19 protein-coding genes are annotated in these 25,465 nt (G+C 67.1%); 14 read left to right on the top strand and 5 right to left on the bottom strand.

The features are described 5' to 3' along the window. Nucleotides 1-56: 56 nt before the first annotated feature. Complete coding sequence (locus tag I5803_RS04195; protein ID WP_196985148.1) at nt 57-461, bottom strand: RNA-binding protein; 405 nt, start codon at nt 459-461, stop codon at nt 57-59. Nucleotides 462-569: 108 nt separating this feature from the next. After that, the gene (locus I5803_RS04190) at nt 570-3,437 is read right to left on the bottom strand and encodes a PAS-domain containing protein (RefSeq protein ID WP_196985147.1); all 2,868 of its coding nucleotides are present in this window, start codon (nt 3,435-3,437) and stop codon (nt 570-572) included. A 43-nt stretch (nt 3,438-3,480) separates the two neighbouring features. Between I5803_RS04190 and dusA the strand changes: the two genes are divergently transcribed. The 8 genes from dusA to I5803_RS04150 all read left to right on the top strand — a co-directional run bounded on the left by dusA (nt 3,481) and on the right by I5803_RS04150 (nt 13,003). Then, the gene (gene dusA / locus I5803_RS04185) at nt 3,481-4,479 is read left to right on the top strand and encodes a tRNA dihydrouridine(20/20a) synthase DusA (protein WP_196985146.1); all 999 of its coding nucleotides are present in this window, start codon (nt 3,481-3,483) and stop codon (nt 4,477-4,479) included. Nucleotides 4,480-4,507: 28 nt separating this feature from the next. Continuing rightward, nucleotides 4,508-6,844, top strand: coding sequence for a bifunctional salicylyl-CoA 5-hydroxylase/oxidoreductase (locus I5803_RS04180; RefSeq protein WP_196985145.1), 2,337 nt, complete (start codon nt 4,508-4,510; stop codon nt 6,842-6,844). After that, on the top strand, nt 6,841-7,698 hold the full coding sequence (locus I5803_RS04175) for an enoyl-CoA hydratase family protein (RefSeq protein WP_196985144.1): 858 nt from the start codon (nt 6,841-6,843) through the stop codon (nt 7,696-7,698). Before I5803_RS04180 ends, I5803_RS04175 begins: the two co-directional genes overlap by 4 nt. A gap of 8 nt (nt 7,699-7,706) precedes the next feature. Then, complete coding sequence (locus tag I5803_RS04170) at nt 7,707-8,864, top strand: acyl-CoA dehydrogenase family protein (RefSeq protein ID WP_196985143.1); 1,158 nt, start codon at nt 7,707-7,709, stop codon at nt 8,862-8,864. Next, a complete protein-coding gene (locus I5803_RS04165) occupies nt 8,861-9,259 on the top strand; it encodes a RidA family protein (RefSeq protein WP_196985142.1) in 399 nt (132 codons plus the stop codon). Before I5803_RS04170 ends, I5803_RS04165 begins: the two co-directional genes overlap by 4 nt. Before the next feature lie 166 nt (nt 9,260-9,425). Beyond that, nucleotides 9,426-10,229 carry a calcium-binding protein gene (locus I5803_RS04160; RefSeq protein WP_196985141.1) on the top strand — a complete coding sequence of 268 codons (804 nt, stop codon included), beginning with the start codon at nt 9,426-9,428 and terminating at the stop codon, nt 10,227-10,229. A gap of 146 nt (nt 10,230-10,375) precedes the next feature. Beyond that, on the top strand, nt 10,376-11,773 hold the full coding sequence (locus tag I5803_RS04155; RefSeq protein WP_196985140.1) for a calcium-binding protein: 1,398 nt from the start codon (nt 10,376-10,378) through the stop codon (nt 11,771-11,773). 48 nt (nt 11,774-11,821) lie between these two features. After that, the gene (locus tag I5803_RS04150; protein WP_196985139.1) at nt 11,822-13,003 is read left to right on the top strand and encodes an acyl-CoA dehydrogenase; all 1,182 of its coding nucleotides are present in this window, start codon (nt 11,822-11,824) and stop codon (nt 13,001-13,003) included. Here the strand turns inward: I5803_RS04150 and I5803_RS04145 are convergent. From I5803_RS04145 to I5803_RS04135, 3 genes are all read right to left on the bottom strand, one after another. Continuing rightward, nucleotides 13,000-15,012: a TRAP transporter permease gene (locus tag I5803_RS04145; protein ID WP_196985138.1), complete on the bottom strand. Its 2,013-nt coding sequence runs from the start codon at nt 15,010-15,012 to the stop codon at nt 13,000-13,002. The two genes, I5803_RS04150 and I5803_RS04145, sit on opposite strands and share 4 nt — an antisense overlap. Next, complete coding sequence (locus tag I5803_RS04140) at nt 15,009-15,965, bottom strand: TAXI family TRAP transporter solute-binding subunit (RefSeq protein ID WP_231402332.1); 957 nt, start codon at nt 15,963-15,965, stop codon at nt 15,009-15,011. The genes I5803_RS04145 and I5803_RS04140 overlap by 4 nt, the downstream gene beginning before the upstream one ends. 150 nt (nt 15,966-16,115) lie before the next feature. Continuing rightward, nucleotides 16,116-16,751 (bottom strand): GntR family transcriptional regulator, encoded by a 636-nt coding sequence (locus I5803_RS04135; RefSeq protein ID WP_196985136.1) that lies wholly within the window; start codon nt 16,749-16,751, stop codon nt 16,116-16,118. A 98-nt stretch (nt 16,752-16,849) separates the two neighbouring features. On the opposite strand from I5803_RS04135, the gene scpA reads away from it, so the two are divergent. The 6 genes from scpA to I5803_RS04105 all read left to right on the top strand — a co-directional run bounded on the left by scpA (nt 16,850) and on the right by I5803_RS04105 (nt 25,418). After that, a complete protein-coding gene (scpA, locus tag I5803_RS04130; RefSeq protein WP_196985135.1) occupies nt 16,850-19,012 on the top strand; it encodes a methylmalonyl-CoA mutase in 2,163 nt (720 codons plus the stop codon). A gap of 117 nt (nt 19,013-19,129) precedes the next feature. After that, nucleotides 19,130-20,122 carry a methylmalonyl Co-A mutase-associated GTPase MeaB gene (gene meaB, locus I5803_RS04125; RefSeq protein WP_354001619.1) on the top strand — a complete coding sequence of 331 codons (993 nt, stop codon included), beginning with the start codon at nt 19,130-19,132 and terminating at the stop codon, nt 20,120-20,122. A 23-nt stretch (nt 20,123-20,145) separates the two neighbouring features. Next, nucleotides 20,146-21,678, top strand: a complete 1,533-nt coding sequence (locus I5803_RS04120; RefSeq protein WP_196985134.1) for an acyl-CoA carboxylase subunit beta — start codon at nt 20,146-20,148, stop codon at nt 21,676-21,678. Nucleotides 21,679-21,820: 142 nt separating this feature from the next. Continuing rightward, entirely contained in the window at nt 21,821-23,869 is a 2,049-nt protein-coding gene (locus I5803_RS04115) for an acetyl-CoA carboxylase biotin carboxylase subunit (RefSeq protein WP_196985133.1), read from the top strand. Further along, complete coding sequence (locus I5803_RS04110) at nt 23,869-24,936, top strand: alkaline phosphatase D family protein (protein WP_196985132.1); 1,068 nt, start codon at nt 23,869-23,871, stop codon at nt 24,934-24,936. The genes I5803_RS04115 and I5803_RS04110 overlap by 1 nt, the downstream gene beginning before the upstream one ends. After that, a complete protein-coding gene (locus tag I5803_RS04105; RefSeq protein WP_196985131.1) occupies nt 24,933-25,418 on the top strand; it encodes a VOC family protein in 486 nt (161 codons plus the stop codon). Before I5803_RS04110 ends, I5803_RS04105 begins: the two co-directional genes overlap by 4 nt. Nucleotides 25,419-25,465 lie beyond the last annotated feature (47 nt).

The following is a 25,465-nucleotide window of genomic DNA, read 5'->3' as shown; positions in this document are numbered from 1 at the left end:
GCCACGTAAAAAAGGCCCGCGACGCGGGCCTTTTTTTTACGGCGATACCGATGCGATCAGGTCAGGTCTTCGATGACGAGCTGGCGGTACTTCTGCCCATAGGAAATGTTGGCGTCCTTCAGCACGTCCATGACGCGCTCGCTCTCGCTGGCCTTCGGCGCGTGGATCATGAGCGCGTGGTGGCCCTGGCTCGCATATTCGGAGAACTGCCGCACGGTATCCGCTTCGGTGCCGGCCGAGGGCATCGGGATGTCGGCGCTGCCGACCGTGCGCGCGATGTGCTCCTGGATCATCTCGGGTGTCAGCAGCGAGATGGCCTCGTCGGTGTAGCCGTTTTCCTCGAGCAGGCGTTCCGCATCGCGGGCATCCTGCTCGGTGGGGAACATGAGGAACATGTACCCGGTGGGATAGAACACACCCCGCATGGTGAGCATGCCGGGTTCGAGTTGGAATGGTTTCATGGCGCCTCCTAGCTGACACGGCCATTGCAACCCATGCGCGGCGGATGCCCTGTAGTCGCGGCGCAGCGCGCCGTGTAGGACTCGCCCCCATGCCCGGCGGCGGCTCGGTCAGCCGTTCGCGGCGGCGGGCTGGAGCCACCGGTCCACGGCCTGCGTGAGCGTGGCGCCGTCGATGGGCTTGCTGAGGAAATCGTTCATCCCGATCGACAGGCAGCGCTCGCGCTCGGCCTGCGAGGCGTTCGCGGTGAGCGCGATGATGGGCTTGGCGAAACCGCGCTCGCGCAGCAGCGCCGTCGCCTGGTAGCCGTCCATCTCGGGCATGTGGCAATCCATGATGACGAGGTCGAACGGTTCGTGCGAGGCGGCCGCGACGGCTTGCGCGCCGTCGCTCGCGATCACCACGTCCAGGTATCCCGCGTGCGCCAGCAGGCCCTGCACCACCAGCTGGTTGACGGGGTTGTCTTCGGCCAGCAGCAGGCGCGCCGCGCGGAATTCCCGCTGCTGCGGCACCGGCACCCCGGGCTTGCTGGCTGCACCGGCCTGCGCCGCCGCCAGGGGCAGTTCGCAGCGGAAGGAGGATCCCTTGCCCGGCACGCTGCGCAGGCTCACGCTGCCGCCCATCGCGTCGCAGAGCTGGCGCACGATCGCCAGGCCCAGGCCCGTCCCGCCGTACTTGCGTGTGGTGGAACTGTCGGCCTGCGAGAAGCGCGAGAAAAGCCGTTCGCGCACGTCCTCCGCGATGCCGATGCCCGTGTCGTGCACGGTGAACGAGATCTGCGGCGTCGAACGCGCGCCCGGCATGCGCGCGATCACGAGCCCGATGCCGCCTTCGGAGGTGAACTTCAGCGCGTTGGACAGCAGGTTGTTGAGCACCTGCCGCAGCCGCCCGGGGTCGCCGCGCAGCACCGCCGGCACGCCCGGGCCGATCTCCAGCTGGAAGTCGAGGTCCTTCTCGCGCGCGCGCAGCCGGTAGAGCTCCTCCAGGTGGCGCGTCACGTCCTCCAGGCGGAAGTCGATGTCCTCCAGTTCCACCTTGCCCGCCTCGATCTTGCCGAGGTCCAGCAGGTCGTCGATCAACTCGAGCAGGTCCCTCGCGCTGGTGTCGGCCAGCTGCACGTACTTGTGCTGGTGCAGCGCGAGCGGTTCGGCGGCCAGCAGCTGCGTCATGCCCAGGACACCGTTCAGCGGCGTGCGGATCTCGTGGCTGATGGTGTCGAGGAACTCCGTCTTGGCCCGGTTGGCCGCCACCGCTTCGTCCTTCGCGCGCCGCACGTTCGCCTCGGCGCGGCGCGCCTCGGTCACATCGCGGAAGCTCCAGACACGGCCCACGGCATGGCCCTCGACCGTCATCGGCCGCGCATAACGCTCGAACACGCGGCCGTCCTTGAGGATCAGCTCGTCGTTGGCTTCGGAGAGCGGCGACGCGTACAGCTCCCCCACGCGCCGCGTGAACGCCTGCGGATCGGCGAGCTGGGGCTCGATGTTCGGCCGCAGTGCGTCGACACCGTGCGCGAGGTCCTCCGCGGAGAGGTTCCACATCTCCAGGAACTTGCGGTTGTGGTAGAGCACTTCACGGTCGGGGTTCACCACCAGCAGGCCGTCGGTGGTGGATTCGAGCGTCGCGCGCGTGATTTCCGCGGCGCGGGCCAGCGCCTCGTCGGCGGCGCGTGCCTGGGTCACGTCCATGTAGGTGGTGACGAACCCGCCGCCGGGCATGGGCGAGCGGCGCACTTCCAGCGCAGGCGCGCCCACGTGGCTGCGCAGGAGCAGGTGGCGCGAAGGCGTGGCGGCCTGGCGCGCGACGCGCTCGAGCACTTCGCCGGCATCGGCATCGCCGTACTCGCCGCGTGCGAGGTCGAAGCGCACGAATTCCGACAAGGTGGGCTGGCGCCCTTCGAACAGGCGGTCGGGGAAGTCCAGCAAGGTGCGGAACTGGTGGTTGTGCGCGATGAGCCGGAATTGCGCGTCGAACACGCTGACGGCGCACGGCAGGTGCTCCACCACGGCGGACAGCAAACGCAGCGACGCTGCCTCGGCGTCGCGCGCCGACTTGAGCGCGCTGATGTCCTGCAGCACGCCGACCATGCGCACGGGCACGCCGTTCTCGAACTCCGCGTGGCCGACCGATCGCATCCACACCTGGCGCCCGTTCGCGGTGGTCATCGGCAGCTCGATGTCCCAGGGCTCGCCGGTCGCCAGGGCGCGCGCGGCGGTATCGTCCATGAGGCGCAGCGCCTCGGGATTGAAGAATCGGCGATGGTCATCCAGGCCCACCGGCGTGCCGGGCTTGAGTTCGAAGTTGCGGTAGTTCTGCTCCGTCCAGTGCACGGTGCGCGTGCGCAGGTCGGCTTCCCAGCCGCCGACGCGGCTGAGCGTTTCGGCGCGCGCGAGGAAGCGGTTGGCGCCGTGCAGCCGGCTCGCATGCTCCACGTGCCCGGCGATGTCGCTCTCGACACGGTCCATCAGTTGCGCGCGCTGCGTGAGCATGACCTGAACCACCTCCGCCAGCTCGGCCAGGCTTTGCGCCTGCTGGGGCGTGAGGTGCGCGGGCACGCGGTCGATCACGCACACGGTGCCGATGCGCTCGCCGGAGGGCAGGGTGATCGGGGCGCCGGCATAGAAGCGGACGTTGGGCTCGCCGGTGACGTACGGGTTGGACCGGAAGCGGGGGTCGAGCAGGGCGTCGGGCACTTCCATCACGCCCGACTGCCGGATGGCGTGGTCGCAGAAGGCGAGGGTGCGCGGCGTCTCGGTGTCGCCGTCGAGGCCGACCCGGGACTTGAACCACTGCCGGTCTTCGTCGATGAGGCTGATGAGGGCGATCGGCGTGCCGCAGATGGCGGCGGCAACCCGTGTGAGGCTGTCGAAGGCGGGCTCGGGCGCGGAGTCGAGGATCTTCAGCATGCGCAGCCGGGCGAGCCGCCGGGCTTCGCCGGGTACTTCGTCCGGCGGGTGGAGGGGGTCGGAAACGGCCATTGCCGCGCATGTTATCCGCTCGCGTGCAAAATTGCGTTTTCCCATGAACCCCAAACACGATACCCGGTGGCGCATGTCCGTCGCCCCGATGATGGACTGGACGGACCGCCACTGCCGGTACTTCCACCGCCTGCTGACGCGCCGCACGCTGCTCTACACCGAGATGGTGACCACCGGCGCGCTGCTGCACGGCAACGTGCCGCGCCACCTCGATTTCGATCCTGCGGAGCACCCGGTCGCGCTGCAGCTGGGCGGCAGCGAACCGGCGGACCTCGCGGCCAGCGCGAAGCTGGGGCGGGAGTGGGACTACGACGAGATCAACCTCAACTGCGGCTGCCCGAGCGAACGCGTGCAGCGCGGCTCCTTCGGCGCATGCCTGATGGCGGAGCCGCAGCTGGTGGCCGATTGCGTGAAGGCGATGCGCGACGCCGTGTCCCTTCCCGTGACGGTGAAGCACCGGATCGGCATCGACCAGGGCGAGAGCTACGGGTTCGTGCGTGATTTCGTGGGCACCGTCGCAAATGCCGGGTGCGACGTGTTCCTCGTTCACGCGCGCAACGCCTGGCTCAAGGGCCTGTCGCCCAAGGAGAACCGGGAAGTCCCGCCGCTGCGCTACGAATTCGTGCATCGCCTCAAGCGCGAGTTTCCGCATCTCACCTTCGCCGTCAACGGCGGCATCAAGGACGACGCGCAGGTGCGCGAGCAGTTGCAGGCCGTGGACGGCGTGATGGTCGGGCGCGAGGCTTATCACCACCCCTGGTGGCTCGCCTCGTGGGACAGCGCGTACTACGGCGAGGCGGATTCGGGCCTCACCCGCGAGGCGGTGGAAGAGCAGATGGTGGCGTACATGGAACGCGAAGCGGCGCTGCGCGGCACCGCCTACTCCTCCATCGCCCGCCACATGATGGGGCTGTACAACGGCGTTGCGGGCGCGCGCCGCTGGCGGCAGGTCTGGAGCGACCACAGCCTGAAGGACCGCCCGGCGCGCGAGGTCTCGCGACTTGCGCGCGTTTCACTGGCGCAACCGGCGGAGATAGTTTAAGCTTCAACTATCCAGGCTTGGAGCAACCATGAACATCGTCTGCATCGGCGGGGGTCCGGCGGGGCTGTATTTCGCCCTGCTGATGAAACAGCAGGACCCTGCCCATCGCGTGCGGGTCGTGGAGCGCAACCGGCCGTACGACACCTTCGGCTGGGGCGTCGTCTTCTCCGACCAGACCCTTGGAAACCTGCAGGCGGCCGACGCGCCGACCGCCGCCGAAATCCTCGGCGCGTTCAACCACTGGGACGACATCGAGGTCAACATCCGCGGCCACCGCATCGTGTCCGGCGGCCACGGCTTCTGCGGCATCGGCCGCAAGCGCCTCCTCAACATCCTGCAGCGGCGCTGCGAGCAGCTCGGCGTCGAACTCGTGTTCGAGACCGACGTGCAGGACGACGCCCAATACCCCGACGCCGACCTCATCATCGCGAGCGACGGCCTCAACAGCCGCATCCGCACGAAGCACGCCGCCACCTACCAGCCGGACATCGACTTGCGCCAGTGCCGCTTCGTCTGGCTCGGCACGCACAAGCGCTTCGACGCCTTCACCTTCGCGTTCGAGGAAACGCCCTGGGGCTGGTTCCAGGCGCACGCCTACCAGTTCGACGGCGACACCTCCACCTTCATCGTGGAAGCGCCGGAGGCGGTGTGGCTGAAGGCCGGCCTGGACAAGATGGAGAAGGAAGAATCCATCGCGTTCTGCGAGAAGTTGTTCGCGAAGTACCTGGACGGCAACGCACTGATGTCCAACGCGTCGCACCTGCGCGGCTCGGCGCAGTGGATCCGCTTTCCGCGTGTCGTGTGCAAGACGTGGGTGCACGACAACGGCCATGCGCCGGTGGTGCTCATGGGCGACGCCGCGCACACCGCGCACTTTTCCATCGGCTCGGGCACCAAGCTCGCGCTGGAAGATTCCATCGAACTCGCGCGCTGCATCGGCCGATCCAAAGGCGACCTGAAACAGGCGCTGGGGGATTACGAAGCCGTGCGCAGCATCGAAGTGCTGAAGATCCAGAACGCCGCGCGCAATTCGACCGAGTGGTTCGAGAACGTGTCGCGCTACGTCAACCTGCCGCCCGAGCAGTTCGCGTATTCGCTGCTCACGCGCAGCCAGCGCATCAGCCACGAGAACCTGCGCCTGCGCGACAAGGGCTACGTGGAAGGCTACGAAGACTGGATCGCGCAGCGCGCGGGCTTGCAACGCGCGGCGGCGCAGCATCCCGTGCCGCCGATGTTCACGCCGTTCACGGTGCGCGGCGTCACCCTGAACAACCGTGTCGTCGTCTCGCCGATGGCGCAGTACTCCTGCGTGGACGGCCTCCCTGCGGACTACCACCTCGTGCACCTCGGCGCGCGTGCCATGGGCGGCGCCGGACTGGTCGTGGCGGAGATGACCTGCCCCACGCCCGATGCGCGCATCACACCCGGCTGCCCGGGGCTGTGGAACGAGGCGCAGCGGGACGGCTGGAAGCGGATCGTCGATTTCGTGCATGGCAACAGCGACGCGAAGATCGCGCTGCAGCTGGGCCACGCGGGCGCCAAGGGTTCGACGCGCGTGCCCTGGGAAGGCGAGGACCAGCCGCTGCCCTCGGGCAACTGGCCGCTGATCTCGGCGTCCCCGCAGCAATACATCGACGGCGTGAGCGACTGGTCGCGCTCCATGACGCGCGAGGACATGGACCGCGTCAAGGCGGACTTCGTGCACAGCACGCGGCTGGCCGCGCAGGCCGGCTTCGACTGGCTCGAGCTGCACTGCGCGCACGGCTACCTGCTCTCGAGCTTCATCTCGCCGCTGACGAACCAGCGCACGGACGACTACGGCGGCTCGCTGGAGAACCGCCTGCGCTATCCGCTGGAAGTGTTCGCCGCGATGCGCGCGGTGTGGCCCGCGAACCTGCCGATGTCGGTGCGCATCTCCGCGCACGACTGGGTGCCCGGCGGCATCACGCCCGACGACGCGGTGGCGATCGGCAGGGCGTTCAAGGCCGCGGGCGCCGACATGATCGACTGCTCGTCCGGGCAGGTGAGCAAGGAGCAGAAGCCCGTGTACGGCCGCATGTACCAGACGCCTTTTTCGGATCGCGTGCGAAACGAGGCAGGCATCGCCACGATCGCCGTCGGCGCGATCTCTGAAGCGGACCACGTCAACAGCATCATCGCGGCCGGCCGTGCCGACCTGTGCGCCGTGGCCCGGCCGCACCTGGCCAATGCATCGTGGACGCTCCTGGAAGCCGCGAAGATCGGCTACACCGACGTTCCCTGGCCCCGGCAGTACCGCTCGGGCAAGACCCAGCTCGAACGCAATCTCGAGCGCGAAAAGGCCATGGCCGCGGCACCGAACATTCCCGAAGAGGAAAGAACATGACAGAGACAAGCACCCTCGACCCCGCGCTGGCCGCGGGCAACCGCAAGCAGCTGGCGGGGTACCGCGCCGAGCACTTTCTGTGGGAGGTGAAGGAAGGCGTGGCCACCATCACGCTCGACCGCCCGGACCGCAAGAACCCGCTCACCTTCGATTCGTATGCCGAGCTGCGCGACCTCTTCGGCCAGCTGAAATACGCGACGGATGTGCATGCGGTGGTGGTCACGGGCGCGGGCGGCAACTTCTGCTCCGGCGGCGACGTGCACGAAATCATCGGGCCGCTCGTGCAACTGAAGGCGCCGGACCTGCTCATGTTCACCCGCATGACGGGCGATCTGGTGAAGACCATGCGTGCCTGCCCGCAACCCATCGTGGCGGCGGTGGACGGCATCTGCGCGGGCGCCGGCGCGATCGTCGCGATGGCGTCGGACATCCGCTTCGGCACCGCCCGCAGCAAGACGGCCTTTCTCTTCAACCGCGTCGGCCTCGCCGGTTGCGACATGGGCGCCTGCGCCTTCCTGCCGCGGCTGATCGGCCAGGGCCGCGCGAGCGAGCTGCTCTATACCGGCCGGTCCCTGGGCGGCGAGGAGGGCGAGCGCTGGGGCTTCTTCAACCGGCTGTGCGCGCCGGAAGACCTGCTGGCGCAAGCGCAAGCCCTGGCGCTGGAGCTCGCGCAGGGTCCGACCTTCGCGAACGGCATCACCAAGACCATGCTCCACCAGGAGTGGGCGATGACCATCGAGCAGGCGATCGAAGCGGAAGCGCAGGCGCAGGCGATCTGCATGCTGACCGAGGATTTCTCGCGGGCCTACCACGCGTTCGTTGCGAAGCAGAAGCCCCGCTTCGAAGGCAATTGAGGCGAGCCATGAGCGACACCACTTACCTCGACTGGCCTTTCTTCGAAGAGCGGCACCGCGCCCTGGCACGCGAACTGGACGCCTGGGCCGCCCAGCACGTGGCGGGGCACCATGGCAGCGACGTGGACGCGGAGTGCCGTTCGCTCGTGCGGTCCCTCGGCGCGGCCGGGTGGCTCAGGCACGCCGTCGGTGGCGGCCACGGCGCGCAGCCGGTGATCGACACGCGCGCCATCTGCCTGATCCGGGAAACGCTGGCACGCCACAACGGCCTGGCGGACTTCGCGTTCGCGATGCAGGGCCTGGGCTCCGGGGCGATCAGCCTGCAGGGCACGCAGGCCCAGAAGGACAGTTACCTGCCGCGCGTGGCGCGCGGCGAGGCGATCGCCGCATTCGCGCTGTCGGAACCGGAGGCCGGCTCCGACGTGGCCGCGATGCAGTGCAACGCGCACGTCGAGGGCGACCACGCCATCCTGGACGGCGAGAAGACCTGGATCTCCAACGGCGGCATCGCGGACTTCTACGTCGTGTTCTGCCGCACCGGCGAGGCGCCCGGCGCGCGCGGCATTTCCGCCTTCATCGTCGATGCGGGCACGCCGGGCTTCGAAATCGCGGAGCGCATCGACGTGATCGCGCCGCATCCCCTCGCGAAACTCCGCTTCACGCATTGCCGCGTGCCGCTCACGCAGCGCATCGGGGAGGCGGGGGAGGGGTTCAAGGTGGCGATGCGAACGCTCGATGTGTTCCGCACCTCGGTCGCGGCCGCCGCGCTCGGCTTCGCCCGCCGCGCGATGGACGAAGCCCTGCATCGCGCGACGACGCGCAGGATGTTCAACCAGGCACTGGCCGACTTCCAGCTCACGCAGGCGAAGCTCGCGCAGATGGCGACGACCATCGACAGCGCGGCGCTGCTCGTGTACCGCGCCGCGTGGCAGCGCGATGGCGGCCGCAACGTGACCAAGGAGGCCGCGATGGCCAAGCTGACCGCCACGGAAGGCGCGCAGCAGGTCATCGACGCGGCCGTGCAGATGTTCGGCGGGCAGGGCGTGGTCAGCGGGGAGATGGTGGAGCGCCTCTACCGCGAGATCCGCTCGCTGCGCATCTACGAAGGCGCGAGCGAAGTGCAGCAGTTGATCATCGCCCGCGAACTGCTCAAGGAGGCACGATGACTTGCGAGGTGATTCTCCCGGCCGGGTGGCCGCGGCCCAAGGGCTATGCGAACGGCGTCGTGGCGCAGGGAAAGATGCTGTTCATCGCCGGCATGATCGGCTGGGACGCGCAGGGCGTCTTCCACTCCGACGATTTCGCGGCGCAGGCGCGCCAGGCCTTGCAGAACCTGGCCGACGTGCTGGAGGAAGCCGGCGGCAAGCCGGAGCACATCGTGCGCATGACCTGGTATGTGACGGACAAGCGCGAATACCTCGCCGCGTCGCGCGAGATCGGCGTGGCCTTCCGCGAGATCATCGGCGCCTACAACGCCGCGATGACGGCCGTGCAGGTCACGGCGCTGATGGAGGACCGCGCCAAGGTGGAAATCGAGGCGACCGCGGTATTGCCCGCCTAGCCCGGAGGCGAGGGCAGGCCATTTCCCTACACGCAGGCGCTCCATTGCCCTGCTGTGCCAGGAAATTGCAGAGCTACATTGGCTCACAGTCAGGTGCATTCGGTGCTCGGCTTAGTTCTTAACTAGCGGAGACAACCTCATGGCCCGGATTCATCAAGACCACAGCGTGCAAACCGTTGCACAACAGACCATCAACCTCACCAGCGCCAACGACACCTACACCATCGGTGCCGGCAACTTCCAGATCAACGGACTGGGCGGGGACGACACGATCACCACCGGAAGCGGCAGCAACCTCGTCGTCACGCGCGCCGGCAACGACACCATCACCACCGGCGGCGGCGCGGACGTCATCCAGGGCGGCGACGGCAACAACACCGTGAATGCGGGCGACGGCACCAACGCCGTCACGACCGGCACCGGCAACGACACGCTCACCACGGGCTCCGGCAACGACGTCATCGTCAGCGGCGCGGGCAACGACATCATCCGCAGCGGCGCCGGCGCGGACCTGATCACCAGCGGCGCGGGCAACGACTCGATCGACCTGGGCGTCGACAGCGTGCTGGACCGCGTCATCTTCGCCAAGTCGGCAGCCCTGAACGGCAACGACGTGATCACCGGGTTTACCACCGGCATCGACAAGCTCGACCTGAACGCCATGACCTCGCAGCACGCGGCGACGCTGGTGCAGGGCAACCTGACGGTGCATGCAGGCAACGTCTACTTCCTGGCCTCCGGCCTCTCGAGCGCGGCCGACAGCGCCGTCGCATCCGCCGCACTGATCGAGGCCGGCGCGCACTGGACCAACGGCCAGGCCGGCACCGTCGCCTTCTTCGTCGTCGCGGACGACAACAGCTCGGCGGTCTACCAATACATCGAGGCTGGCGGCGCGGGCATCACGCTCGGTGAGTTGACGTTGATGGGCACGGTGGACCACGCGGTGTCGACCGGCGACCTCGCTTTCTAAGCCACCACCCGATCCGAGCGGGGTATTGCCTTACGCGCAATCCCCGCTTTTGCTTTCGTGGCGCCGAAAGTGCCGAGCTACATTGGCTCACAGTCTGGTGCATCGGGTACTCGGCTTAGTTTCCAACTAGCAAAAGAGACCGCCCCATGACCATCTCCACCGCAGAACGCACCCTCATCATCGAACTCGCCGTGGCGATGTTCGACGTCGCCCCCGGCGCCACCTACCTGGCCTCGCTCGAAGCGGCGCTGGAGGCCAACGGGCACGTCATGTGCACGCTGGCCACCGAGATGGCGAACAGCAGCGTCTACCGCTCCCTGAACCCCGACTCGCAGACCATGGAGGAATTCGCGACGGCGTTCCTCACGCCGCTGGGCCTGCAGTCCAACGAACTCGCGCACGACTTCGTGTACGGCAAGTGGAACGCCGGTGTCGACAAGGGGCAGATCGCGTACGAGGCCATCATCGCGCTGGACGGCACGAACTCGCCCCAGTTCGCCGAGGTCAAGGCGCTGCTGAACAACGAAACCTTCGTCGCGGAGCACTATTCCGTGACACTGGCGCAACCCGCCACGGACTTCGTGCTGCTGCACCACGTGATCGAAAGCGTGACGGCCGATACGGCGAGCGTCGACACGGCGATCGCCGCCATGACGCCGCCTCCTGCACCGGCGCCTGCTCCCGCTCCGGCTCCCGGTCCTGCGCCGGCTCCCGCTCCCGCTCCCGGACCATCCCCCGCGCCTGCGCCCTCGCCCCAGCAGGTGGTCGACCTGACGATCGCCAACGACACCTACACCATCGGTGCCGGGGACTTCCGCATCAATGGCCTGGGCGGCGACGACACGATCACGACCGGCAACGGCAACAACGCGGTGATCACCCTGGCGGGCAACGACACCATCACCACCGGCAGCGGGGCGGACACCATCCTCGCGGGCGACGGCAACAACACCGTGAGCGCGGGCGACGGCATCAATGCCGTCACGACCGGCACGGGCAACGACACCATCACCACCGGCGCAGGCAAGGACACCATCGTGAGCGGCGCCGGCAACGACGTCATCACCAGCGGCGCCGGCATGGACGTCGTCTCCAGCGGCGCGGGCAGCGACACGATCGACCTCGGGGTGGACAACGTGATGGACCGCAACATCATGGCGGCTACGCCTGCGGCGAACGGCAACGACGTGGTCACGAATTTCATGTCGGGCGTCGACAAGCTCGACGTCGGCCTGCTCACCACGCAGCATGCGGCGGTCGCCGTCGCCGGCAGCATCAACGTGCACGCCGGCGCCGTCTATTTCGTCGATGCCGCGCTCTCGAGCGTCGCGGACAGTGCGGTCGCGTCGGCGACATTCATCGCGTCGGCGGCGTCGTGGACGGACGGGAGCGCGGGGGCGGTGGCCTACTTCGTCGTCACGGACGACGACAGCTCGGCGGTCTACCAATACATCGAAGCGGGCGGCGCGGGCATCACGGCGGGCGAATTGACGCTGATGGGCACCGTCGGCACGAAAATGGCGGCCGGCGACCTGATGTTCTGAGGCGCGGATTCGGCGAGAATTGCGTCCAGACACTCTCTGGATGCACACATGAAAGCCACCAAAGCTTCCTTCAACTGGGCCGACCCGCTGCTGCTCGACTCGCAGCTCACCGACGACGAGCGCTCCGTCCGGGAGGCGGCGGCGTCGTATTGCCAGGAGCGCCTGGCGCCCCGCGTGGTCGAGGCGTTCCGCCACGAGAAAACCGATGCGTCCATCTTTCGCGAGATGGGCGAGCTCGGCCTGCTCGGGCCGACCATCCCCGAAGCTTATGGCGGCGCCGGCCTGAATTACGTGTGCTACGGCCTCGTCGCGCGCGAAGTGGAGCGCGTCGATTCCGGCTACCGCTCGATGATGAGCGTGCAGTCCTCTCTCGTGATGGTGCCCATCAACGAATTCGGCAATGAAGCGACGAAGCAGAAATACCTGCCCAAGCTCGCGCGCGGCGAGTGGATCGGCTGCTTCGGCCTCACCGAGCCCAACCACGGCTCTGACCCGGGCAGCATGATCACCCGCGCGAAGAAGGTGGACGGCGGCTACAAGCTCTCGGGCGCGAAGATGTGGATCACCAACAGCCCGATCGCGGACGTGTTCGTCGTGTGGGCCAAGGACGACGAAGGCGCGATCCGCGGCTTCGTGCTGGAGAAGGGCTGGAAGGGCCTGTCCGCCCCGAAGATCGAAGGCAAGGTGGGCTTGCGCGCCTCCGTGACGGGCGAGATCGTGATGGACGAAGTGTTCTGTCCCGAAGAAAACGCGTTCCCCGAGGTGCGCGGCCTCAAGGGCCCGTTCACCTGCCTCAATTCCGCGCGCTACGGCATCGCCTGGGGCGCGCTGGGCGCGGCGGAGGACTGCTGGTTCCGCGCGCGGCAGTACGTACTGGACCGCAAGCAGTTCGGCAAGCCGCTCGCGGCCAACCAGTTGATCCAGAAGAAGCTCGCGGACATGCAGACCGAGATCACGCTGGGCCTGCAGGGGTGCCTGCGCCTGGGCCGCATGAAGGACGAGGGCACGGCGTCGGTGGAGATCACCTCCATCATGAAGCGCAATTCCTGCGGCAAGGCGCTGGACATCGCGCGCCTGGCGCGGGACATGATGGGCGGCAACGGCATCAGCGACGAATTCGGCGTCGCGCGCCACATGGTGAACCTCGAGGTGGTGAACACCTACGAGGGCACGCACGACGTGCACGCGCTCATCCTCGGGCGCGCGCAGACGGGGATTTCGGCGTTCTAGGCAGCGACCGGCCGGCCGCGCAGGTACTGCATCGCCAGCGCGGCGACGACAAGCCCGATGCCGACCAGATCCGCCGTCACCGTCGGATAGACCAGCGCAAACCCCGCCGCGAGGAACATGCCTCGTTCGAACGGCGTCGCCTTCTTGAGCGCCCAGCCCTGGAAGCCGGCGGCCAGCGCCGCCACGCCGATGGCGGCCGTGATGGTCACCTCGGCGATCGACCACCAGTTGGCCGCCGCCAGCGCCTTCGTCGATCCCATCAGCAGCAAGCCCTGCCCGCTCGGGTCCAGCACGAACATGAAGGGAACGAGGAACGCTGGCACGGTGTACTTCCAGCACTGCATCGTCGTCCTGTACGGATCGCCGCCGGTGATGGCCGCCGCAGCGAAGGGTGACAGCGCCGTCGGCGGCGACACCTCGGACAACACCGCGTAATAGAAGATGAACATGTGCGCCGCGAAGTCCGGCACGCCGAGCTTGATGAGGGCCGGCGCCGCGATCACCGCGCAGATGATGTACGACGCCGTCACCGGCACGGCCAGCCCGACGATCCACACCACGAGCGAGGTGTAGATGGCGGTGAGCAGCAGCGAGCCGTGCGCCATGTCGATCACGATGGAGCTGAACTTGAGGCCCAGCCCGGTGAGCGTCACCACGCCGACGATGATGCCGGCGCCCGCGCAGGTCGCGGCGACGTTCAGCACCCCGATGGAGCCGCCTTCCATCGCCTTGATGAAGCCCGAGTTCCACAGCTTCGGCACGAAGGGGCCGCGCCCCCGAAACACGTCGTAGGGGATCAGCGAGCATTCCGGCCGCAGGAAACTGGCCACGGCCGACACCACCGTCGCCCAGAACACCGAGAGCACCGGCGAGAAGCCCCACATCATGAAGACCACGATGGAGATCAGCGACAGGAAGTGGAACCAGTAGCGGCGCGTGAGGTTCCACACCGTGTCGACCTTCTCGAAGACGGTGTTGCCCATGCCGTACTTGCGCGCATCGATCTCCACCATGAGGAAGAGCGCGAGGTAGAAGAGCAGCGTGGGGATGCACGCCATCAGCAGCACGTCGAGGTAGGAGATCTTCAGGAACTCCGCGATCAGGAACGCCGCGGCGCCGAGCACCGGCGGCGAGATGATCGCGCCCAGCCCGCCCGCGGCGAGCAGGCCGCCGGCCGCATTGCGTTCGTAGCCGACCTTGGCGAGCATCGGCCACGCGACGGAGCCGAGGGTCACCGTCGTCGCCACACCCGAACCTGACGGCCCGCCCAGCAGGAAGGACGCGAGCACCACCGTGCGCCCCGCGCCCGTGGGCTTGCCGCCCATCGCGGAGAAGGAGAAGTCGATGTAGAACTTGCCCGCGCCGGAATACTGCAGGAACGCGCCGAAGATCGTGAAGAGGATGATGAGCGAGGACGACACGTCCACCGCCACGCCGAAGATCCCCTCCAGCGTCATGTACAGGTGCCCCACCAGGCGGCCCACCTCGTAGCCCTTGTGCGTCCACGGGTTGGGCAGGTAGGCGCCGAAGAGCGCATAGAGCACGAAAACGCTGGTGATCGCCGGCATGATCCAGCCGGTCGTGCGGCGCATCGCCTCCAGCACCAGCACGATGAGCGTGACCCCGAAAAAGATGTCCCAGCCGTTGGGCGTGGTGTTGCGGTCGGTGAAGTCGTCGCCGCCGAGGATCACCCACATCACCACCGCGATCGAGAGCAGGGCGGCGATGAGGTCCCACCACATGATGCGGTGGCGGAACGCCTTGCTCACGGGAAAGAGCAGGAAGGTGAGGAACAGCACCATCGCCACGTGCAACGGCCGCAGCGTCTGCGTTGGCACGATGGCGTAGGCGGCGTACAGGTGGAACGCCGACATCGCGACGGCGCAGGCGGTGATGAAGACGGCGCGCCAGCCCGCGAGCTTGTTGGCCGCGCCTTCTTCCTCCTCGATGAACTCCTGCGCCCTGGACAGCGCTTCGTCGCTGACGACGCCGGACGGCTCGGCGCTCAATTGAGCTTCACGCCTCGTTCAGCGAAATACTTCGCCGCCCCCGGGTGGAAGGGGATGGGCGTGGCGGCGTTCTTCTGGTTCTCCAGCTTGAAGTTCTCCGCTTCCTTGTGCACGGCGATGAGGTCCGTGCGCTTGTCGAAGATGGTCTTCACGATGTTGTAGGCCGTCTTGTCGTCCATGTTCTGGTGCGCGACCAGCAGGTTCATCACGGTGGCCTGGTGGTTGTCCGTGTCCATGCCCTTGTACATGGCCTTCGGGATCACGTCCTCGACATACAGCGGGCCGTATTTGGCGTTCATCTTCGCGACGACCTCGGTGTGGTCGATCATCTTGAGCTTCGTGCCGGGCGTATTGGCCAGGTCGGTCACGGCCGCGGTGGGCAGCCCGCCGACCCAGAAGAACGCGTCGATCTTGTTGTCCTTGATCGCGTTCACCGATTCGGCCGCCCCGAGCCGCTCGCGCTTCATGTCCTTGTCCTTGTCCAGGCCGGCGGCTTCGATGATGCGAAACGCCATGACTTCCGTCGCGCTTCCCGGAGAGCCGGTCGACACGTGCTTGCCCTTGAGGTCGGACAGCTTCGAGATGCCGCGGCCTTCCACGGTGACGATGTGCATGCGGTTCGGGTAGAGGACCATCAGCGTGCGCAGCGGGATCTTGTTGCCCTTGAACTTGTCCTCGCCCTTGTACGCATCCAGGCCCGCGTCGGCCATGGTGAAGCCGATGTAGGGCTTGTCGGTACCGATGAGCTTGAGGTTGTCCACGGAACCGCCCGTGACTTCCGCGGTGGCCTGCATCCCGGGCACGTACTTCGAGAGCACGGCCGCGAGCCCGCCGCCCATCGGGTAGTACACGCCCCCGGTGCCGCCCGTGCCGATGGAGATGTTCTGCGCGCCTGCCAGGCCCGCAAAGAAGAGGGCGAGGGCGGCCGTGGCCAGCCGGAGGAAGTGACCCATCATTTGTCCTGTCTCCTGTGTGTTGTGGCGCCGGCGAAGGCGCTGGGTGAAGCCAGACCATGCTAGGTGACGCGCGAATGCGCTGTCAACGTGTGAAACGCTTGCACCTTTCGTATACGGCGGCCGGGCGGTGCGGCCGGCGGGCGGCGCTCAGGCGGCGGCTTCGAGCCCGTTGCGGAAGTGCTCCTGCATCCGCTTGCTCGCGGCCTTCGCGTCGCGCCGGGCGATGGCCTCCATGATCGCGCGATGCTCGAGCATCGACTCCTTCACGCGGCCGGTCTTCAAGAGCGAGTTGTGCCGGTTGAGCTTCATGACCTTGCGCAGGTCCGCCACCATCTGGTCGCGCCAGCGGTTGCCCGCGATCGCGAGCAGGCGCATGTGGAAGCGCTCGTTGATGGCGAAGAACCTGTCGCGATTGCCGGCGGCGGCCTCCAGCTGCTTGTGGATCGCCTGCAGGTCCGAGATCTCGTCGTCCGTCGCCTGCGTGGCCACCACGCCCGCCGCATCGCTTTCCAGCAGCGAGAGGAGGTGATAGACGTCGGTGAGGTCCTTGTCCGACACCTCCGTGACGTAGGCGCCGCGCCGCACCTTCATCGTGATGAGGCCCTCGGCCGCGAGCACCTTGAGCGCCTCGCGCAGGGGCGTGCGGCTGATGCCGAATTCCTCGGCGATCTTCATCTCGTCGATCCAGCTGCCGGGCTCGAGCTCGCGCTTGAAGATGCGCTGGCGCAAGAGCTCCGCCACCTCCTGGTACAGGGCGCGGGGAGCGAGCGACACGGCGGACATGGGCGCGATTTTAGGTGGATTCCAATTCTTTATCAATAATTATGAATGATGTAAGATGGCGGCCCGACAGGAATAGCATCGAACCGGAAGCCGTACCCATGAGCCAGCCCGACCCCGACACCGCACCCGGCCGCCTTGCCGCCTGGGCCCAAGCCGCGGCCAAGTCCGCCCCCGGCGGCGACGTCGCGAAGCTCGACTGGGTGACGCCCGACGGCATCACCGTCAAGCCGCTCTACACCGCGCAGGACCTGCGGGGCCTGCCGTATACCGATACGCTGCCCGGCTTCGAGCCGTACCTGCGCGGGCCGCAAGCCACCATGTACGCGGCGCGCCCGTGGACGATCCGCCAGTACGCCGGCTTTTCCACGGCGGAAGAATCGAACGCGTTCTACCGCAAGGGCCTCGCGGGCGGCGGGCAGGGCGTGTCGGTGGCCTTCGACCTCGCCACGCACCGCGGTTACGACAGCGACCATCCGCGCGTCACCGGCGACGTCGGCAAGGCCGGCGTCGCGATCGACTCGGTGGAAGACATGAAGATCCTCTTCGACGGGATCCCGCTGGACAAGGTGTCGGTGTCGATGACGATGAACGGCGCGGTGCTGCCCGTGCTCGCAGGCTATGTCGTCGCGGCGGAAGAGCAGGGCGTGGCGGCGGACAAGCTCTCGGGGACCATCCAGAACGACATCCTCAAGGAGTTCATGGTCCGCAACACCTACATCTACCCGCCCAAGCCGAGCATGCGGATCATCGGCGACATCATCGAGTACACGGCGAAACACATGCCGAAGTTCAACTCGATCTCCATCTCCGGCTATCACATGCAGGAGGCCGGAGCGAACCAGGCGCTGGAACTCGCGTTCACGCTGGCCGACGGCAAGGAATACGTGAAGACGGCGCTGGCGAAGGGCCTGGACGTCGACGATTTCGCGGGGCGCCTCTCCTTCTTCTGGGCCATCGGGATGAACTTCTATCTCGAAGTCGCGAAGATGCGCGCGGCCCGCCTGCTGTGGCACAGGATCATGAAAGGCTTCGGCGCGAAGAACGCGAAGAGCCTGATGCTGCGCACGCACTGCCAGACCTCCGGCTGGTCCCTGACCGAGCAGGACCCGTACAACAACGTCGTGCGCACCACCATCGAGGCGATGGCGGCGGTGTTCGGCGGCACGCAGTCGCTGCACACCAACTCCTTCGACGAGGCGATCGCGCTGCCCACCGAGTTCTCCTCGCGGATCGCCCGCAACACGCAGCTCATCATCCAGGAGGAGACGCACATCACGAACGTGATCGATCCCTGGGCCGGCAGCTACATGATGGAAAAGCTCACGCAGGACATGGCGGATGCGGCGTGGAAGATCATCGAGGAAGTCGAAGCCATGGGCGGCATGACGCGCGCGGTGGACTCGGGCTGGGCCAAGCTGAAGATCGAGGCGGCGGCGGCGGAGAAGCAGGCGCGCATCGACTCCGGCCGCGACGTGATCGTCGGCGTGAACAAGTACAGGCTCGCGAAGGAAGACCCGGTCGACATTCGCGACATCGACAACGTCGCGGTGCGCGAGCAGCAGATCGCAAGGCTGAAATCCATTCGCGCATCGCGCGACGGCGCGAAGGTGCAGGCGGCGCTCGATGCGCTCACGGCGGCTGCCGAGAAGGGCGACGGCAACCTGCTGGACCTGAGCATCCGTGCCGTGCGGCTGCGCGCCACGGTGGGCGAGGTGTCCGATGCGCTGGAAAAGGTTTTTGGGCGCCACCGCGCCGATACGCAAAAGGTGACCGGTGTGTATGCAGCTGCCTATGACTCGGCCGAGGGCTGGGAACAATTGAAGAAGGAAATCGAGGCGTTCGCGCAGGAAGAGGGCCGCCGCCCGCGCGTGATGATCTCCAAGCTCGGGCAGGACGGCCACGACCGCGGCGCGAAAGTGGTGGCCACCGCCTTCGCGGACCTGGGCTTCGACGTCGACATGGGCCCGCTCTTCCAGACACCGGAGGAGTGCGCGCGCCAGGCGATCGAGAACGACGTGCATGCCGTCGGCGTGTCCACCCTGGCCGCGGGCCACAAGACATTGGTGCCCGCCATCATCGCGGAGCTGAAGAAGCAGGGAGCCGACGACATCATCGTGTTCGTCGGCGGCGTGGTGCCGCAGCAGGACTACGACTTCCTCTACCAGGCGGGCGTCAAGGGCATCTACGGCCCGGGCACGCCGATCCCGGCGAGCGCGAAGGACGTGCTGGAGCAGATTCGCAAGGCGATCGGGCGGTCATGATTCAAAGCCCTTATGACCTGTTACTACAGGTGCAGGAAGAATCCGCGAAGATCGGCGAACCTGGACCACGCGGCAAATGAGGCCAGTATTGCCTGACCGCCAGGCGTTCGAGATCCTGTGAACGCCGAAGTCCACACCCTGGTCCAGGCGGTGCGCGGCGCCGACGCCATGCAGCGCCGCCGCGCGGTGGCCAAGGCCATCACGCTGCTCGAATCGACGCGGCCGGACCACCGCGCGCGGGCCGACGAGCTGCTCGCGCAGCTGCTGCCGCACTCCGGCCGCTCGGTCCGCCTCGGCATCTCGGGCGTCCCGGGCGTCGGCAAGAGCACCTTCATCGAGGCGCTGGGGCTCTTCCTGATCGAGCGCGGCCACCGCGTCGCGGTGCTCGCCGTGGATCCATCGTCGAAAGTGTCCGGCGGCTCCATCCTCGGCGACAAGACGCGCATGGAGCGCCTGAGCGTCGACGAGCGCGCCTTCATCCGCCCGAGCCCGTCGAGCGGCACGCTGGGCGGCGTCGCGGAGAAAACACGCGAGGCCATGCTGGTGTGCGAAGCGGCGGGCTTCGACGTGGTGATCGTCGAGACGGTCGGTGTCGGCCAGAGCGAGACCGCGGTGGCGGGCATGACGGACATGTTCGTGCTCATGCAGCTGCCCAACGCCGGCGACGATCTGCAGGCGATCAAGAAGGGCGTGATGGAGCTCGCCGACCTCGTCGTCATCAACAAGGCCGACATCGACCCCGACGCCGCCACGCGCGCGCAGGCGCAGGTCACGAGCGCGTTGCGCCTGCTCACGCAGCACGGCCGCGCGATGGCCTGGGCGCCGCACGTGATGTCCATGAGTGCATTGACGGGCGAGGGCCTGGAGCGCTTCTGGCAAACGGTGGAGGAATTCCTCGCCGTGCAGCGCGGTGGCGGCGCGCTGGAGGCACGCCGCAAGCAGCAGGCGCTCGAATGGATGTGGGAGCGCATCGACGCGGGCCTGCGTTCGGAGTTTCGCGAGAACCCCGCCGTGCGGGAACTCCTGCCCCAACTGCGCAACGAGGTGGCCGCGGGCCGCGTCGCCGCATCCACCGCCGCGCGCAAACTGCTCGACGCGCGGCGCACCTGAAAAGATTCTGGAGAACGAACGACATGCAGGACATCCTCGAACAACTGGAACAGAAGCGCGCCGCAGCCCGCCTGGGCGGCGGGCAGAAGCGCATCGACTCGCAGCACAAGAAGGGCAAGCTCACGGCGCGCGAGCGGCTGGAGCTGCTGCTCGACGAAGGCACCTTCGAAGAGTGGGACATGTTCGTCGAGCATCGCTCCACGGACTTCGGCATGGCGGACAACAAGATTCCCGGCGACGGCGTCGTCACCGGCTACGGGATGATCAACGGCCGCCTCGTGTTCGTGTTCAGCCAGGACTTCACCGTGTTCGGCGGCGCGCTGTCCGAGGCGCATGCGGAGAAGATCTGCAAGGTGATGGACCAGGCGATGAAGGTCGGCGCGCCCGTGATCGGCCTGAACGATTCCGGCGGCGCGCGCATCCAGGAAGGCGTGGCGTCGCTCGGCGGTTATGCGGACGTATTCCAGCGCAACGTGATGGCGTCCGGCGTCATTCCGCAGATCAGCATGATCATGGGCCCGTGCGCCGGCGGCGCGGTGTATTCGCCCGCGATGACGGACTTCATCTTCATGGTGAAGGACTCGAGCTACATGTTCGTCACCGGCCCCGAAGTGGTGAAGACGGTGACGCACGAGGAAGTCACGGCCGAGGAACTCGGCGGCGCGGTGACACATACCTCCCGCAGCGGCGTGGCGGACCTCGCCTTCGAAAACGACGTCGAGGCGCTCCTGATGCTGCGGCGCCTGTACAACTACCTGCCACTCAACAACCGCGAGAAGGCGCCGCGCCGCCCGAGCAACGACCCGGCCGAGCGCATGGACATGTCGCTGGACACGCTGGTGCCCGAGAACGCGAACAAGCCCTACGACATGAAGGAGCTCATCACCAAGACGGTGGACGACGGCGACTTCTTCGAGCTGCAGCCGGAATACGCGAAGAACATCATCGTGGGCTTCGGCCGGATGGAAGGCCAGACGGTGGGCATCGTCGCCAACCAGCCGCTGGTGCTGGCGGGCTGCCTGGACATCAAGAGCTCGATCAAGGCCGCGCGCTTCGTGCGCTTTTGCGATGCATTCAACATCCCGGTCGTCACCTTCGTGGACGTCCCGGGCTTCATGCCGGGCACGAGCCAGGAGTACGGCGGCATCATCAAGCACGGCGCGAAGCTGCTCTACGCGTACGCCGAGTGCACGGTGCCGAAGATCACGGTGATCACGCGCAAGGCTTACGGCGGGGCGTACGACGTGATGAGCTCCAAGCACCTGCGCGGCGACGTGAACTTCGCATGGCCGAATGCCGAAATCGCGGTGATGGGCGCGAAGGGCGCGGTGGAGATCATCTTCCGCGAAGACAAGGGTGACCCGGTGAAGCTTGCGGCCAAAGAGGCCGAGTACAAGGCACGCTTCGCGAACCCCTTCGTCGCGGGCGCGCGCGGCTTCATCGACGACGTGATCCTGCCGCATGAAACCCGCAAGCGCATCTGCCGCTCGCTCATCATGCTGCGCGACAAGAAGCTCGAGAACCCGTGGAGGAAGCACGGGAATATTCCGCTGTAGGACCCGACAGCCGGACGCAGAATCTCGCAGAGGTTACGCAGAAGAAGACAAGAAGAAGTCAAATTTCATTTTGAATTTTCTGTATTCATTCTGCGTAACTTCTGCGAATTCTGCGTCCTTGAACCCGAATAAAGGACATCACATGTTCACCAAAATCCTCATAGCCAACCGCGGCGAGATCGCCTGCCGCGTCATCAAGACGGCCAGAAAGATGGGCATCAAGACCGTCGCCGTCTACTCCGACGCCGACCGCGACGCGCGTCACGTGCAGCTCGCCGACGAGGCGGTGCACATCGGCGCCGCGCCCAGCCGCGAAAGCTACCTGCAGGCGGACCGCATCATTGCGGCCTGCAAGCAGACCGGCGCGCAGGCGGTGCACCCGGGCTACGGCTTCCTGTCCGAGAACGAGGCGTTCGCGCGCAAGGTCGAGGAGGAGGGCATCACCTTCATCGGGCCCAAGCACTACTCCATCGCCGCGATGGGCGACAAGATCGCGTCCAAGAAGCTCGCCAACGATGCGAAGGTCAACACCATCCCCGGCTACAACGAAGCGATCGAGACGGCCGAGCAGGCCGTCGAGATCGCCAAGGGGATCGGCTACCCCGTGATGATCAAGGCGTCGGCGGGCGGCGGCGGCAAGGGATTGCGCGTCGCGTTCAACGACAAGGAGGCACTCGAAGGCTTCACGTCCTGCCGCAACGAGGCGCGCAACAGCTTCGGCGACGACCGCGTGTTCATCGAGAAGTTCGTCGAGGAGCCGCGCCACATCGAGATCCAGGTGCTGGGCGACTCGCACGGCAACGTGATCTACCTCAACGAACGCGAATGCTCGATCCAGCGCCGTCACCAGAAGGTGATCGAGGAGGCGCCGTCGCCCTTCATCAGCGACAGGACGCGCAAGGCGATGGGCGAGCAGGCCGTGGCGCTCGCCAAGGCCGTGAAGTACCAGAGCGCGGGGACGGTGGAATTCGTGGTCGGCAAGGACCAGTCCTTCTACTTCCTGGAGATGAACACGCGGCTGCAGGTGGAGCACCCCGTCACGGAGTGCATCACCGCGCTGGACCTGGTGGAGCTGATGATCCGCGTCGCGGCGGGCGAGAAATTGCCGCTGGCCCAGGCCGACGTGAAGCGCGAGGGCTGGGCGATGGAGTGCCGCATCAACGCCGAGGACCCGTTCAGGAATTTCCTGCCGTCCACGGGGCGGCTCGTGAGGTTCCAGCCGCCGAAGGAGTCGATGTGGGCCTCGGACACGGAACACCTGTACGGCGTGCGCGTGGACACCGGCGTGCAGGACGGCGGCGAGATTCCCATGTACTACGACTCGATGATCGCGAAGCTGATCGTGCACGGCAAGGACCGCGCGGAGGCGATCGCGAAGATGCGCGAGGCGCTCAACGGCTTCGTGATCCGCGGCATCTCCAGCAACATCCCCTTCCAGGCCGCGCTGCTGGCGCACCCGAAGTTCGTCTCCGGGGACTTCAACACCGGCTTCATCGCCGAGCACTACGGCAAGGGCTTCCATGCGGAAGACGTGCCGCACGACGACCCCGATTTCCTCGCGGCGCTCGCGGCCTACGTCAACCGGCATTCGCTCCAGCGCGCCGCGGGCATCAGCGGGCAGATGCCGGGCCACGAGTTCGAGGTGGGCGAGGATTTCGTGGTGGTGGGCCTCGGCGCCGACGGGAACAACCGCCGCCAGCCCGTGAACGTGCGCGATTTCCAGGCGCAGTCCGGCTCCAGCGCGGTGGAGACGAACGGCAAGCGCTACGAGTTGTGCAGCAAGTGGCACCTGGGCGGCTCGCGCATCCGCGGCACCGTCAACGGGAAGGCCTTCACGGCGCAGATCGAACGCGGGGTGGGGCGCAATCCCCTGGCCTTGCGCGTGTCGCACAACGGCACGCGGCTGGACGCGCTGGTGCTCACGCCGCGGGCGGCGGAGCTGCATGCGCTGATGCCCTTCAAGGCGCCGCCGGACATGAGCCGCTTCGTGCTGTCGCCGATGCCCGGCCTGCTGGTCGATGTCGCCGTGCAGCCGGGACAGAAGGTGCAGGCCGGCGAGCGGGTCGCGGTGATCGAGGCGATGAAGATGGAGAACGTGCTCTTCGCCACCGCGGACGGCGTGGTGGGCAAGGTGCTGGCCGCCAAGGGGGAGAGCCTCACCGTCGACCAGCCGATCGTGGAGTTCGTCTGATGTTGAAACGGCGCCAGATTCTCGCGTGCGGCGCGGCGACAGGCTTTGCCGCGCTGGCCGGCTGCGCATCGCCGGGGATCGTGCCGCGCGACGCGTCCGTCCCGCTGCGTCGCATCGGCATGTCCTCCTGCATGGACCAGAACCAGCCGCAGCCGATCTGGGATACGGTCATCGCGGACCGGCCGGACCTGTTCCTCTTCGGCGGCGACAACGTGTACTGCGAGATGCCTTACTCGCTCACCCGCCTGCAGCGCGCCTACGCCAGGGCATCCGAGTGGGACGGCTTCGCGCGCGTGCGCGCCGGCACGCGCCACATGGCGATCTGGGACGACAACGATTACGGGCAGAACGACGGTGGGGCGGACTTCGCGTTCAAGGTCGAATCCAAGGCGGTGTTCCTCGATTTCTGGAAGGTTCCGCAAGACGATCCGCGCCGCACCCGCGAAGGCCTGTACGTCGCCGAGACCTTCGGCCCGGCCGGCCGCCGGGTGCAGGTCATCATGCTGGACGGACGGTGGTTCCGCTCGCCCTGGAAGGTTACCGACCAGCGCAACGCGCCCGGCAAGGAGCGCTACGTGCCCGACCCGGACCCGGCCAAGACGATGCTCGGCGAGGCGCAGTGGCGCTGGCTGGAGGAGCAGCTGCGCCAGGACGCGCAGGTGCGCATCATCGTCTCCGGCATCCAGGTCGTGACCGAGGGCCACGGCTGGGAGCGCTGGGGCAATTTCCCGCGCGAGCGGCAGCGCCTCTACGACACCATCGCGCGCACCGGTGCGCAGGGCGTCGTGCTGCTCTCGGGCGACCGGCACATCGGCGCGATGTATAGCGAGACCCGGGACGTGCCCTACACGCTGTACGAGATGACGTCCAGCGGCATCACGCATCCCTGGCGCAATGCGGCCGAAGCCGGCCCCAACCGGATCGGCGAGCTCTTCACCGAGCAGCACTACGGCGTGGTGGAGATCGACTGGGAGGCCCGCGCGCTGGAGCTGCAGCTCAAGGACATCTCCGCCACGGTGCGACGCCGCCAGCGCCTCGCTTTCGACCAACTCAAGGGCAGACCATGACCACCGCGCAACGTCCCTTCCAGGTGCTGGGCATCCAGCAGATCGCCATCGGCGGGCCCGACAAGATGCGCCTGCGAAAGCTCTGGGTCGACTTGTTCGGCCTGCAGGTCACAGGCACTTTCCAGAGCGCTAGCGAGAACGTGGACGAGGACATCTGCACCCTGGGGTCCGGGCCGTTCAGGGTGGAAGTGGACCTGATGCAGCCCCTGGATCCGGAAAAAAAGCCGGCGGTGCACCAGACCCCGCTCAACCACATCGGCCTGTGGATCGACGACCTGCCCAAGGCGGTGGAATGGCTGGGCGCCCAGGGCCTGCGCTTCGCGCCCGGCGGCATCCGGCGCGGCGCCTCGGGTTTCGACATCTGCTTCGTGCATCCCAAAGCCAATGACCAGTTTCCCTTCGCCGGAGAAGGCGTGCTGATCGAGCTGGTCCAGGCGCCGCCGGAAGTCGTCCGGGCCTTCGCGGCCCTTGCCGGGAGCTGACCCCGGCATTTGCCCCCGTTCGCAGACGAGCATAGACTGTCCCCAAC

The sequence above is a fragment of the Caenimonas aquaedulcis genome (assembly GCF_015831345.1).
GTDB classification, from domain to species: Bacteria; Pseudomonadota; Gammaproteobacteria; order Burkholderiales; family Burkholderiaceae_C; genus Ramlibacter; species Ramlibacter aquaedulcis.
Note: the sequence above shows the minus strand (reverse complement) of the source record. Positions and strands in the feature narration are given on the sequence as shown.